Source organism: Rhizobium sp. Leaf306 (assembly GCF_001423425.1).
Taxonomy (GTDB): domain Bacteria; phylum Pseudomonadota; class Alphaproteobacteria; order Rhizobiales; family Rhizobiaceae; genus Neorhizobium; species Neorhizobium soli.
Window position 1 is genome coordinate 988,364 of the sequence record NZ_LMNX01000001.1, and the last position, 13,266, is coordinate 1,001,629.

Genomic DNA, 13,266 nt, shown 5'->3' on the forward strand with positions numbered 1-13,266 from the left:
TCTCCGTCTATTTCCGCATATTCGCCGACTGAAAAAATCGGCGAAATTCATCTAACTCTTTGCCTCTGTTCGCATTTATGGGCCCCCTTCGCCCTCTTTTTCCCGAGAAGTAGCCAGCAGCCTCGGGTTTGGCGAATATACGGAGGCATTGGTTGCGGGTTGCTCCGACTAGGTTTAGCAGCTCCTTCTTTGCCTCTGCGTCAGTCCACATCAGATATCCGCGATCGGCAAAGAACTTCGCGGCCTCATGAAGAGCCTTCCGAATCGATGCAGGTGCTGCCGATCCTCGGACGGACTTCAATGTCTCTCCGGGCAGCGCCGATTGTCTTTTCGAGCCAACCGAGGAATTGGCGTCGGTTTCTGACGGATAATCAGCGCCGGGCCATGTCCGAATTACCTGGCTGGCATTGATAAGAATGTCCGCATATATCTGTAGGCTCAGATTATTGGCCGCAACCGTACCAACTTCGTCATCGTGAATAAGCGTCAACCTTCGCCATTCGCATGCATCGATTTTTTCGTCATTCATTGTTCGCAGGTTGGTACCATCAGCGTCGACATCGCCTGACTTCAGCGCCTTAAAAAGCTCCCTTAGGGCCTTCTCGTAAGTGGGCGACTCTTCCTGACCATTCGCAGTCTTCCCGTCAAGCCAATGTCTTATTCCCTCAAGATTGGGTTCCGGAACATCATCAAACGGTGACTGGACAGCAAATTTTTTGTTATGGAATTCCTTGTGAAAGTGGGCCACGTTGAGTGGATTGCGCCAGACAATCCATGCCATCACCATTTCGACTGCCCAGTCGTCCATGTCCATAACAGCGAAATCCGCAGCCTGGACCTCAGGTACGAGCGGTGGAAATCCGTTCTCCGCGGCAACCTTCTCAGCCTCGGGCAAAAACATGTTGCCACACTTCACGGCCTCGATGAGTAAGCTGCGCTCATCTTGGAAATCCGGGAATTGCTCTGTCCAATTTATCGCGACGCTGCCGAACGGCGGCCAAACATCCAGGAGTTGTTCAACTGGGATGCACACAGATTTCCATGTTTTCCAGATGGCCTTGGAGTTCTCATAGGTTAGAGAGACAACTCCACCAAACTCCGATCCAAGCGAGTCGTCGATCGTTGAGACACACAAGATCCTATTCCCGCAAACGGCGCCTGCTCTCCAAACGGTCTTGTCTATAACTTCATGATACGGTTCATCGGAGCCTGCCGGGTTTCCGCTCGCCACTACTTCGCCACTTGCGCATTTTGCGATTAAGTCCTGTTCGGCATCTTCCCTGCTCGCCGGAACTCCCCGCCCGCTTGAAATCCAGTTTATAGCCTCGCCGAGATAAATTTCACAGCCGTGGGGTAGTTCAAATATTGATCTTGAGCCTATCTGCGACACGTTGGAAACCATGACACTTTCACATTCGGACTTACGGATGACGTGGATCGATCTGGCGGGCTCACACGCTTTCCGGGGCTTGCCCTCCTCTGACGCTCATACCAATCTTATTCGCACCAAGCTTGAGGGACTCGTTCTCCAAGTGCGCATAACGCATGGTGGTTGAAATATCTTTATGACCCAACAATTTGCTGATCACTGCAATGCCTAGGCCCCCATTCACGCCATGACTGGCAAACGTGTGACGAAGGTCATGAAGGCGTACTTCCTTAAGATCGGCGTGACGACATATGGTCGCCCACGGTCGCTTGATATCCGCTCTTGGCTTCTCTTGAGGGGTTCCCGCACTTTCGGACGCGATTACGTACCGCCCAATACGCTTGATACGGCGGATCACTTCCACAGCGGGCTGGCTGAGGATGATATCTTTTTTTCCGTTGTCTGCATTGGAGGATTTGGATTTAGATAACCGCAACACGCCACTCTGAAGGTCTACAACCGACCATTCCAGGTGCAGAATTTCACGCAGACGCGCGCCCGTTAGCATCAGCAGACGAATTGCCGCCGTTGCATGGGGACTGATGACTGTGGTCCTGTTGTCTTTTGGGAGATGTTTGGACTGCTTGCCCTCATCGATATTCCAAGGGATGCCAGCGGTCTCTGCGAGAGTCAGGGTTTCCTCCAGGCGAATCAATTCCTCGGTCGTGAGGTACCGCTCCTTGGCGGTCTCCCTGAATTTCTCGATACCTTGCGCCGGGTTCTCCCTGCTGGCGATATGCTTCATAGCTGCGCCATAGTTGAACATCGAACTTAGTACAGCCAAGACCTTGTTGGCCATAGAAGGTGTGACAGCCATCCTGTTATGCAGCTTCTCGATGTCAATTTCCGTCACCTTGTCTGCCTTCATGCTTCCTAGTGCAGGAAGTATGTGAAGGCTGATTGCATCCTCGTAGCCCTCGTAGGTGTTTTTTGAGCGTTTGGCGGTGATGAGATTTTTCATGAAGTGCTTACTAAGCTGCTCCACGGTCAATGCAGACCGTTCGGCGGCCTTCTTTGCTTGTGGGTCAATGCCTACCACAACCTCCGCCCGTCTTTTTTCAGCCAATCGACGCGCTTCGTCCGCGGTAAGGTCTTTAACGCTTCCTATCGTAAATTTCTTCTTGTCCTCTCCTCTTCCACCTCCGTTTGGGCGGTACTCCAGGATCCAAGTTTTTGTTCCAGTCGGATAAACTCTCAGGCCAAATCCCGTGATCTGACTGTCAAATAAGATGTACGCCTTCTCACGCGGCAACGCTTTGTCCACGACCGTCTTTGTGATCTTGATAGTCGGCATGGCCATTATTTCCTTGAGTCGCCACCGCGTCGCCACGGCCGACACCAGCTAGAGGAATTTCACGGAAACGTAGTACCAGCTACCTCAATGATTTAAAATATGAAATGCAACATTAGGAACTGTGGTAAATCATCCGGAAAGATACTCCCGATAATTCGTAATGATGGGGTCAGAGGTTCGAGTCCTCTAAGCGGCACCATTTTTCCCAAACGTCTCCCACCCCTCCTCACATCCGCCCCGTCGCCTGCAAATCGCGTTCGGCGCGTTCTAGCGCACTCGTGTTGAGGACTTTGCGCTGGAGTGCTACGGCGACGGCGCGTGTGCGGAGGTTGAACCAGCCTTCGCTGCCTTCGTGGTTGCGGCCGTAGGACTCGTAGACGTCAAGCTTTTCGTAGAGTTGCTGCAGACGGTTCTGGACGCTGCGGAGCGACAGGTGCTTGCGGTGGGCGATCGCCTTGTCGGTCAATCCCAGCGCGACGTCGATGAGGATTTCGTATTCGACGTCGCTGAGGCCCAGCGAATTTCCGAGGCTTTTCTGCTGGATGCCGCGCACTTCGCGGTCAATCACGCATTGGGATTCCATGAAGACGCTGCGCAGCGCCAGCTTCAACCGGTCTTCGGATGCGGATTTGAGGACATAGCCGTAGGTCGCGCCCTCGGGCACGATGCGCGAGACGCCCCGCACATAGGCCTCGTCGGAATAGTTCGACCAGAACAGGATTTTCGTATCGGGACGTTCGCGCCAGATGGTGCGCGCCGCTTCGATGCCGTTGCGCTCGCTCATCTGCAGGTCCATCACCACGTGCTCGATGCGCGAGGAGCGCGCCTGTGCTTCGCCGATGAGGCCGTTTTCGGCCTCCACAACGCTACGGCACTCGGGAAGGGCCGCACGCACCGCCTCGTGGAGATAGGAGCGGTGAAGCGCGTCGTCCTCGATGATCAGGACATCCATCATCATCCTATCTCCGCTCCCGTCTTCGGTTGTATCGGAAGGGTCAGCCGCACGAGCGTGCCGCGATCTTTGGCGCTGGTGATCTCGAACCTTGCGGAGATCAGCCGCGCGCGGGTTTTCATGTTGTCTATGCCGTGGCCGGCGCGGTTTTCAGGCGCGCCGATGCCGGAGCCGTCGTCCTTGACCTCGATCGAAAGAGACCTGCCCGACTGGGTCAGCGCCACGTCGATCCGGTCTGCCTGGCCGTGGCGGATGGCGTTGTTCACCGCTTCCTGAACGATCCGGAACAGGGCGATCGCCACCGTCGGATCAAGATCGCGAAGCGTGCCGCCGGTCTCGTCGGTCATCTCCCAGGCGATCGTCTGGCCGCTTTCGCGCACCGACCGCTCCAGATGGTTCTCGATCGCCTCGGCGACGCCGAACAGTTGCAGCACAGTGGGCTTGGCTTCCTCGATGATCTCGCGAAGATCGTGCATGCATTGCTGCATGGCGCGGCAGAGCGGCTCCAGCGCATCGCCCGGCACGCTCGCAACACCCGTCAGCTTCTCCATGCGGCGGGTCAGCCGGGTGAGGTCGGCGAGCGTCTGGTCATGAAGATCCATGCCGATCCGCTGGCGTTCCGCCTCCAGGGCCTCGGTGAGTTTCAGGGCGCCGAGCCGCAAGCCCTCCTCGCGGGCGCTGGCTTCGGTCTGGATCACGGCCGAGCGCTTGGCCTGTTCGGCGGCCCGCAGCGCGAAGAAATAGGGGGCGAGCAGGTCGGCCACCGCGCGTGCGTTCTCGACATCCTCCATCGTGTAGCAGTCATACTGCCGGCTGGAACAGCTGAGCGCGCCGATCACGTCGCCCTGGGCTTTGAGCGGAACATGGAGACGGCTTTTGAGCGACAGCTCGATGATGGGGCTCGCAAAGGCGCCGTCGAAATGGAAGCGCGGATCGGTCAGGGCATTGCCCGAGAGAAGATAGTCCACCTCGCCGGCCAGCAGCGTGCGGATCGGGCTGCCGGTCAGGAGCGCCGGCGGCTCCTTGCTCCAGGCGGTATCGAGGCCGCTTTCGTAGGCAATATGGTATTTTCCATCCAGCATCTTGATGCAGACATCGAGATGGTCGTGCGGGATGATATGGCTGATCTCCTCGCCCACGGCCTTGATGATCGCATCGAAATCTAGCTGGCCGGCGAGCAATCTCGAAATGCCGAGATAGCGGTCGAACAGCGAGTTGCGCGCCGGATTGAGCATGATCAGGCCTCCTCCCAGGCCCTGGCGACATTAAGCGCCAGCTTTTCAGTCACGTCCTGCGGGAACCCGCAGACTTTGCGCGAAAGCCCGCAGAAAGCGTGCTTGGATGCGCCTGTACAACATTAGAAAACTCCTCCATTCTCGATTTACTGAGCAAAAGGGGCTCAGGGCAATCATTATCTCCGGACACCCGTTGAGGAGCGGCCCGGGGATATAGAGGGAGCTTTTGGGAGGAAATCATGAATATCAGAACGATGCTTGCGGCATCCGTTGCCGTCGCGTGCCTGTGTGGTCCGGCGCTTGCCGATACCTCATCCAAGAAGATCGCGCTTTCCAACAATTATGCCGGCAATTCCTGGCGACAGGCGATGCTGACGAGCTGGGACAAAATCACCAAGGAAGCCGTTTCCAATGGCGTGGTTGCAGCTGCTGATCCGTTTACCACGGCCGAAAACCAGGCGACCGAACAGGCCGCCCAGATCCAGAACATGATCCTGCAGGGTTATGATGCGATCGTCATCAATGCCGCGTCTCCGACCGCACTCAACGGCGCCGTCAAGGAAGCCTGCGACGCCGGCATCACCGTCGTGTCCTTCGACGGTATCGTGACTGAACCCTGCGCATGGCGCATCGCGGTCGACTTCAAGAAGATGGGCGAGAGCCAGGTCGACTATCTCGCGAAGAAGCTGCCGAAGGGCGGCAATCTTCTCGAAATCCGCGGCCTTGCCGGCGTTTCCGTGGACGACCAGATTCATGCCGGCATCCAGGCAGGCGTTGCCAAGCACACCCAGTTCAAGGTGGTCGGCTCTGTCAACGGCGACTGGGCGCAGGACGTGGCCCAGCGTGCGGTTGCCGGCATCCTGCCGAGCCTTCCGGACGTAGTTGGCGTGGTGACACAGGGCGGCGACGGGTATGGTGCGGCCCAGGCATTTGCCGCCGCCAAGCGCCCGACGCCGACGATCGTGATGGGTAACCGCGAAGACGAACTCGTGTGGTGGAAGCAGCAGAAGGACAAGGATGGTTACGAGACCATGTCGGTCTCGATCGCGCCTGGCGTTTCGACGCTCGCCTTCTGGGTCGCCCAGCAGATCCTTGACGGCAAGGAGGTCAAGAAAGACCTCGTCGTGCCGTTCCTCAGCATCGACCAGGCGGGCCTCGAAGAAAGCCTGAAGACCACCCAGAAGGGTGGCGTGGCGAATGTCGAATATTCGCTGGCAGACGCCAAAAAGGTGATCGACGCCAAGTAGCGTCGCCTCCCGCGTGCCGGGCCGCGAGGGCTTCGACCTCTCGCGACCCGGCATGATTTCCCATTCAAAAAACAGACTGCGATCTGCATGAGCGAAACCTTGAACCGACAAGAGGTTGTGGCCGCGCGCGGCGTCCGTGTGACTTTCGGAGCCGTGAAGGCGCTTGATGGCGCCGACCTCGTGATCCACGCGGGCGAATGCGTCGGGCTGGTCGGCCATAACGGTGCCGGCAAATCCACCATCGTCAATGTCATCAATGGCGGCTTATCTCCCCATGAAGGCTCGCTCCGCTACAGCGGCAACGATGTGCGGGGCATTTCGGCTGCGCGTGCCAACGGCGTGCGCTGCGTATTCCAGGAACTGTCGCTCTGCCCAAACCTGACGGTCGGTGAAAACGCCCGCATCATGCATGCGGAGCTGAAGGGCTGGAACTGGCGCGGCCGGGCGCTTGCGCTGGTCGAAACCCAGCTGCAGGACATCTTTCCCGGCCATGCGATCGATTGCGACAGCACGGTCGACGACCTCTCGATCGCCGAACGGCAGATGGTGGAGATCGCCATCAGCTTTGCCGGCATCTCGGCGCCGCCGAAGCTGGTCATTCTGGATGAGCCGACGTCATCGCTCGATGCCGGACTAGCCGCACAGCTGATGGCCTATATCCGCAAGTTCGTCTCCGCCGGCGGGTCGGTGCTGCTGATCTCGCATATTCTCGGCGAAATTCTCAGCACCTCCAACCGCATCGTTGTGATGAAGGATGGACGCGTGGTGGCAGATCGCGCCGCCTCCGAATTCAATAACCGCAGCCTTGTCGAGGCGATGGGCAATGTGGTGCGTGAACAGGAGCTATCGCGCAAAGCGGTTGCAAAGTCGGGCGCTCCGGTGCTTTCGATGCCGGCGCGGCGCGGGCACGGGCATGGACAGGCCAAGGCTCTGCCGTTCGAAGCCTATCGGGGCGAGATGATCGGGCTTGCAGGTCTCGGCGGCCATGGGCAGACGCAGGCGCTGCTCGATCTTTACCTTGCGCGCAACAGCAACTGGTTTCCAACAAAGAAGCGCGACATCGCCTTCGTCGCCGGCGACCGAAGCCTGAACGGCACGTTCCCGCTCTGGAGCATTCTCAAGAACCTGTCGATCGCTTCGCTCGACCAGCTGTCATCAAAGCGAATGATCGACGGCGACCGTGAGGATGCGCTCGGCGAAGGCTGGAAGAAGCGGATCGAGATCCGCACGCCCGACATGGGCAACCGCATCCTGTCGCTTTCCGGCGGCAACCAGCAGAAGGTTCTGTTTGCGCGGGCTCTCGCGACCACCGCCGAAATCGTGCTGATGGACGATCCGATGCGCGGCGTCGATATCGGCACCAAGCAGGAAGTCTACGAGATCCTTCGTTCCGAGGCCGCCAACGGCCGGACATTCATCTGGTACTCGACCGAAATGGACGAAATCCGCCTCTGCGACCGGGTCTATGTGTTTCGCGAAGGCGCGATCGTCGCCGAACTTGTCGGTGAGGAAATCAGCGAGAAGAGCGTGCTATCTGCCTCGTTTGCGCAGGGAGAAGCGGCATGAAGATTTCTTCCGGGACCATTCGCCTGATCATTCCCGCCGCATCGCTGGTGCTGCTGCTGGCGGCCGTCTTCTACATGCAGCCGCGCGCCATGAGCTATAACGGCCTCAACCTGCTGTTCAATCTGGCGGTGCCGATTGCGCTCGCGACGATCGCCCAGATGCTGATCATGTCCGTCAACGACCTCGACCTGTCGATGGGCACGTTTGTGAGCTTCTGCGCCTGTGTCGCTGCGACGCTTTTGCAGACCTCGCCGGCACTCGGCATCCTGATCCTGCTCGGAGCGATCGCGACCTATGCCGTCATCGGCGTCGTCATCCATCTGCGCGAACTGCCGTCGATTGTCGTCACGCTCGGGATGAGTTTTGTCTGGGGCGGGCTTGCGGTGCTGATCCTCCCCTCGCCTGGCGGTACGGCACCGGCATTTGCACGCTGGATCATGACCGCCAAGCCGCCACTGGTGCCGATGGCGATCGTCGCCAGCATCCTGATCGCCGCCGTCACCCATACTATCGTGATGCGCTCGTCGTTCGGCGTTTTGATGCGGGGCGTCGGCGGCAACGACCGTTCGGTTGAGCGGGCCGGCTGGTCGGTGATCGGCATTCGCGCCGGAACCTATGCGCTGGCCGGGCTGTTCGCCGTGCTTGCCGGCATCGCGCTGGTGGGGCTTACCACCTCTGCCGATGCGAATATCGCCCTGCGCTACACCCTGCTATCGATCGCCGGCGTCATCCTTGGTGGCGGTGAGTTCGTTGGCGGCAAGGTGTCGCCGATCGGGGCCGTCATCGGGGCGCTGACGCTGACGCTTGCCGGGTCTTTCCTGTCCTTCATGCGGATCTCGCCGGACTGGCAGATCGGCGCGCAAGGGGCGATCCTGATCGTCGTGCTTGCCCTTCGCCTCGCCCTCAACCGTCTCGAAAAGCGGGAGAAGAGCCAATGACCATCCAACGTCTTCTCGTCGCCAAGCCGTGGATCTGGTCGTTTGCAGCGACCGCCATCGTCTGGATCATCACTGTTCTCTTTACCGGCGGGGCCAGCTCGTTCGGCCTGTCGCAGGCAGCGCTGACCTTTGCGGCCTTTTCCGTCATCGTCGGCATAGGCCAGATGTTCGTCATCACGCTCGGGCCGGGCAATATCGATCTGTCCGTGCCGGCGACGATGACGCTGTCAGGCACGCTTGCCCTGAAGCTGATGGATGTGCAGGACGGCATGATCGTCGTCGGTCTTCTTGCCTCTGTTGGCATCGGCCTCGTCGTCGGGCTGGGCAACTACATCCTGATCAAGCTCTTGCGCATTCCGCCGATCATCGCGACGCTGTCGATGAGTTTCATCGTCCAGTCGGTGGCGATCTGGAGCAATCGCGGCCTACGCATCAAGCCGCCGGAAACGCTGGCGGAATTTGCCACATCCGGTCTGTTCGGCATTCCCAACGTGGCGCTCGTGGCGTTGATCCTGTCGGCCGTCGCCTGGGTGCTACTTGAGAAGTCGATCTACGGCCGCTGGATCTCGGCGATCGGCCAGAGCACGTTCGCGGCCCGCATGACCGGCATTCCCGTCGATGGCACGCGGCTTGTCACCTATATGCTGTGCGCGGTTCTCGCGTCCGTCTGCGGTTATCTGCTGGCGAGCTTCTCCGGCGGTGCTGCGCTCAACATGGGCTCGGAATACCTGCTGATGTCGATTGCCGTCGTGGTCATCGGCGGCACGGCGGTGGCCGGTGGAAATTCGAACATACCGGGCATCTGGGGCGCCTCGCTGTTCATGTTCCTGGTCGTGTCGATGCTCAACACTTATGGCTTCGGCGCCGGTGTGCGCCTGATCCTCACCGGTACGATCATCATCGCCGTCATTCTTCTCGCCGGCGGTCGGCAATCCGGCCGATAATCTTCAAACACTTCAGACAGTTTCAACCGGACGCAATGCCATGTCGCAGACATCTTCACCTTACGAAATCCACGACGACCGCTTCCGGCACCTGATCGTTCCGAGTTCAGGCCTGGAGGAGCTCTATTCCGACTGCCGCTGGGCGGAGGGGCCTGTGTGGTTTTCCGATCTGCAATGCCTGATCTGGAGCGACATTCCCAACCAGCGGATGCTGCGCTGGGTGAAAGATGGCGGCGTTTCGGTGTTTCGCACCCCCTCCAATTTCACCAACGGCAATACCCGCGACCGGCAGGGGCGGCTTGTCTCCTGCGAGCACGGTGGCCGCCGCGTCACCCGCACCGAGATCGACGGCTCGATCACCGTGCTTGCCGAAAGCTATGAGGGCAAGCGGCTGAATTCGCCCAACGACGTGGTGGTGCGCTCGGATGGCAGCGTCTGGTTCACGGACCCGACCTATGGCATCAAATCCGATTACGAGGGTTTTCGGGCTGAGCCTGAACAGGCGACCCGCAACGTCTATCGGCTGGATCCGGAAACCGGCGAGATCGACGCCGTGGTGACTGATTTCGGCCAGCCCAACGGGATTGCCTTCTCGCCGGACGAAAAGATCCTCTATGTGGCCGACTCATCGTCGAGCCATGACCCGTCCGCGCCGCGTCATATCCGCGCCTTCGATGTCGTGGACGGCAGGCAGCTTAAAAACAGCCGGGTATTTTGCGATATCGACAATGGTCTGGCGGACGGGTTCCGCGTCGATGTAGCAGGAAATGTCTGGACGAGCGCCGGAGACGGGGTGCATTGCTTCGGTTCGGACGGCAAGCTTTTGGGAAAAATCCTGCTGCCGCAGACGGCGGCGAACCTCACCTTCGGCGGCCCGCGGCGCAACCAGTTGTTCATCACGGCAACGAAATCGCTCTATGCGATCTTCCTTGCAACAACGGGCGCCGGCGTTAGCTGAGCAAGTGTAAAATTAGCAAAACGCAATCCATGGTGAGGCAAGCTTCGGTTATTATTCAACAACCCGTCGCTCACCGCCAAGGAGCGTCATTCGGGAGGATTGGCTACCCGCCGTAGGCGGTCCTCCCGTCATTCACGCGTCACGCGATACCAGTCACGCGCTCCGCGAAAAATCAGCCAGCCGATACGTCCGCATCCTGTTCTGCAAACATCATCTGCAGTTCCATCTGGACGGCATGCATGAACAGTGCGGCCTGCCTTGAGATTTCCTGGTCGTCAGCGCCGCGCTGGCGCATGGACCGTGCAAATTCCGCCATTTCCGTTCTCCAGAACTGGTTGGCGGCGTGGCCATGAAGATCACTCAGGGTTTCAGCACATCGTCTGACATCACCAGTGCGTCGATCGGCCGGGAACTGTAAGAGCGTCATTTCAACTCCGTAAATACCGGGCGAATCGCCCGTACTGAGCGAAACAATGAGCTTTACTCCTTCACAAAAGCTGAACGAGGCTCGCAGAGGTGCGTTCCCAAACCTCGCGAAATCGTTAATATATTAGTTTTTCTAGATATTCGGCGATTGCCATCGACGATGTCAGCCCTGGCGACTCTATTCCGTAGAGCGCCGCATACCCCGGGTGACCCGTTTGCTTCGGTCCCTGAATGATGAAATCTCCCCCGCCGCCTTTCTTGGGACCGACGACCTTGGGGCGGATGCCGGAATAGGCGGGAACAAGCGTGCCATCGGCAAGGCCCGGCCAGTAACGGCGGATGGCGGAATAGAACTTCTGCGATCGATCGGGATCGACGTCATAGTCGATCGTCTCCACCCATTCGACGTCAGGGCCGAACCGTGCCTGACCGGCCATATCCAGCGTCAGATGCACGCCGAGTCCGCCGGGTTCCGGCACCGGATAGATCAGCCGTTGCGCCGGCGCGCGTGCGGACAGTGAGAAATAGGATCCCTTGGCATAATGGCGTTCGGGGATGGTCGTGGGGTTGAGACCTTCGAGACCGGCGGAGATGCCCCACGCGCCGAGGCCTGCAGCATTGACGACCAGCTTTGCGTCGACATCGACAGGATCGGCTCCACCGACCGACAGGCGTACCGAATCGTCCCGCAAGGTGCCACCGAGAACCGGCGAGTTGAGGACGATGCTGCCGCCATGGTTCTCGATATCGGCGATATAGGCTTCCATCAGCCGGTGGCTGTCGATGATGCCGGTCGAGGGCGAAAGCAGCGCCTTGAAGCCGCGGATATCAGGCTCCATGGCGGCCAGTTCCGCACCGTCGATCAGCCGGCAATCCTCGACGCCATTCGCCCACGCCTGCTTCAGCAGCTTGTCGAGATAGGCGACCTCTGTCTCGTTGGAAGCAACGACGAGCTTGCCGCAGCGACGGTGGAGAATGCCGCGCTCCTCGCAGTATTGGTAGAGACTGTGTTTGCCGGCGACTGAAAGTGATGCCTTGAGACTGCCTGTCGCGTAATAGAGTCCGGCATGGATGACTTCGCTGTTGCGGGCGGAGGTAATGCTGCCGGTCAGTGATTCGGCCTCCAGCACGATCACCTCGCGGCCAGACATTGCGAGGCGCCGCGCGATTGCCAGCCCCACCACACCGCCGCCGATGACGACGCAATCGAGCTCCAGTATTTCCGCCATGCCCACTCTCGCAGTTTCCGCCTTCCATGCGGCATGACGGATGTTATACGAGAAATCCGGTGAGGCCAGAGGAGGAAAGCCAGTGCTGAAGATCGTATTCCTGGATCGCGACACGATCGGCCCTTCGGTAACGATCACAAGGCCGGGGTTTGCGCATGAGTGGATCGAATACGGTAAGACGCCGGAAGATCAGGTCGCAGCGCGCATCGCCGATGCCGATATCGTCATCACCAACAAGGCGCCGGTGCGTGCCGCCTCGATCGCGCAGGCATCGCGGCTGAAGATGATTGCGGTCGCCGCCACAGGTTATGACGTGATCGATCTGGCAGCGGCAAAGGAGCGCGACATCGTCGTTTCGAACGTGCGCGGTTATGCGGTCAACACGGTTCCGGAGCATACATTCGCGCTGATCTTTGCGCTGCGCCGCTCGATCATCGGCTTCCGGCAGGACGTGATCGATGGCGAATGGCAGAGGGCGAACCAGTTCTGTTTCTTCAACCATCCGATCAAGGATCTTGCCGGCTCGACGCTCGGCATTTTCGGCGGCGGGACGCTGGGCAAATCCGTGGCACGGATCGGCGAAGCGCTGGGCATGACCCCGCTCTTTGCCGCTCGCAAGGGATCGACGGAGGTTGCGCCGGGCTATACGGCGTTCAACGAGGTACTCGAGCGCGCCGATATCATCACGTTTCATATGCCGCTGACGCCCGAGACCCGCGATATGATCGGCATCGCGGAATTCCGGCGGATGAAGCGCAAGCCGCTGGTCATCAACACGGCGCGCGGCGGGCTGGTGAACGAGGCCGACCTGGTGACGGCACTGAACGAGGGCTTGATCGGCGGGGCGGGCTTCGACGTGCTGACGAAGGAGCCTCCGGCACCGGACAATCCGCTGCTTGCCGTTCTCGACCGGCCGAACGTGATCGTCACGCCGCATGTCGCCTGGGCAAGCGACGAGGCGATGCAATCGCTCTGGGCACAGGTCATCGACCATGTGGAGAATTTCGAGAAAGGCGCACCCTCCAACGTTCTGTAGACAGTGTCGGTG

At 59.4% G+C, this 13,266-nt stretch carries 12 protein-coding genes; 6 read left to right on the forward strand and 6 right to left on the reverse strand.

Annotated elements, in window-relative coordinates; genetic code table 11:
* Positions 1 to 7: 7 nt before the first annotated feature.
* The 4 genes from ASG19_RS04590 to ASG19_RS04605 all read right to left on the reverse strand — a co-directional run bounded on the left by ASG19_RS04590 (position 8) and on the right by ASG19_RS04605 (position 4,910).
* Positions 8 to 1,402, reverse strand: coding sequence for a hypothetical protein (locus ASG19_RS04590; protein ID WP_062453950.1), 1,395 nt, complete (start codon positions 1,400 to 1,402; stop codon positions 8 to 10).
* 49 nt (positions 1,403 to 1,451) lie between these two features.
* The gene (locus ASG19_RS04595) at positions 1,452 to 2,723 is read right to left on the reverse strand and encodes a site-specific integrase (RefSeq protein ID WP_162238118.1); all 1,272 of its coding nucleotides are present in this window, start codon (positions 2,721 to 2,723) and stop codon (positions 1,452 to 1,454) included.
* Between the two features lie 226 nt (positions 2,724 to 2,949).
* Positions 2,950 to 3,675, reverse strand: a complete 726-nt coding sequence (locus tag ASG19_RS04600) for a response regulator transcription factor (protein WP_062454903.1) — start codon at positions 3,673 to 3,675, stop codon at positions 2,950 to 2,952.
* 2 nt (positions 3,676 to 3,677) lie between these two features.
* Positions 3,678 to 4,910 carry a sensor histidine kinase gene (locus ASG19_RS04605; protein ID WP_062453952.1) on the reverse strand — a complete coding sequence of 411 codons (1,233 nt, stop codon included), beginning with the start codon at positions 4,908 to 4,910 and terminating at the stop codon, positions 3,678 to 3,680.
* A gap of 239 nt (positions 4,911 to 5,149) precedes the next feature.
* Between ASG19_RS04605 and ASG19_RS04610 the strand changes: the two genes are divergently transcribed.
* The 5 genes from ASG19_RS04610 (at position 5,150) to ASG19_RS04630 (ending at position 10,563) form a co-directional block, all read left to right on the forward strand.
* Positions 5,150 to 6,157, forward strand: coding sequence for a substrate-binding domain-containing protein (locus ASG19_RS04610; protein WP_062453953.1), 1,008 nt, complete (start codon positions 5,150 to 5,152; stop codon positions 6,155 to 6,157).
* 87 nt (positions 6,158 to 6,244) lie between these two features.
* Positions 6,245 to 7,723, forward strand: a complete 1,479-nt coding sequence (locus tag ASG19_RS04615; RefSeq protein WP_062453954.1) for a sugar ABC transporter ATP-binding protein — start codon at positions 6,245 to 6,247, stop codon at positions 7,721 to 7,723.
* Entirely contained in the window at positions 7,720 to 8,661 is a 942-nt protein-coding gene (locus tag ASG19_RS04620) for an ABC transporter permease (protein ID WP_062453955.1), read from the forward strand. The genes ASG19_RS04615 and ASG19_RS04620 overlap by 4 nt, the downstream gene beginning before the upstream one ends.
* Complete coding sequence (locus tag ASG19_RS04625; RefSeq protein ID WP_062453956.1) at positions 8,658 to 9,605, forward strand: ABC transporter permease; 948 nt, start codon at positions 8,658 to 8,660, stop codon at positions 9,603 to 9,605. Before ASG19_RS04620 ends, ASG19_RS04625 begins: the two co-directional genes overlap by 4 nt.
* Before the next feature lie 40 nt (positions 9,606 to 9,645).
* On the forward strand, positions 9,646 to 10,563 hold the full coding sequence (locus ASG19_RS04630; RefSeq protein WP_062453957.1) for an SMP-30/gluconolactonase/LRE family protein: 918 nt from the start codon (positions 9,646 to 9,648) through the stop codon (positions 10,561 to 10,563).
* Positions 10,564 to 10,735: 172 nt separating this feature from the next.
* On the opposite strand, the gene ASG19_RS04635 is transcribed toward ASG19_RS04630, so the two are convergent.
* Together ASG19_RS04635 and ASG19_RS04640 are read right to left on the reverse strand one after the other, a co-directional pair.
* Complete coding sequence (locus tag ASG19_RS04635; protein ID WP_062453958.1) at positions 10,736 to 10,990, reverse strand: DUF6074 family protein; 255 nt, start codon at positions 10,988 to 10,990, stop codon at positions 10,736 to 10,738.
* A gap of 115 nt (positions 10,991 to 11,105) precedes the next feature.
* Positions 11,106 to 12,218: an NAD(P)/FAD-dependent oxidoreductase gene (locus tag ASG19_RS04640; RefSeq protein ID WP_062453959.1), complete on the reverse strand. Its 1,113-nt coding sequence runs from the start codon at positions 12,216 to 12,218 to the stop codon at positions 11,106 to 11,108.
* An 85-nt stretch (positions 12,219 to 12,303) separates the two neighbouring features.
* On the opposite strand from ASG19_RS04640, the gene ASG19_RS04645 reads away from it, so the two are divergent.
* Positions 12,304 to 13,254 carry a D-2-hydroxyacid dehydrogenase gene (locus tag ASG19_RS04645; RefSeq protein ID WP_062454905.1) on the forward strand — a complete coding sequence of 317 codons (951 nt, stop codon included), beginning with the start codon at positions 12,304 to 12,306 and terminating at the stop codon, positions 13,252 to 13,254.
* Positions 13,255 to 13,266 lie beyond the last annotated feature (12 nt).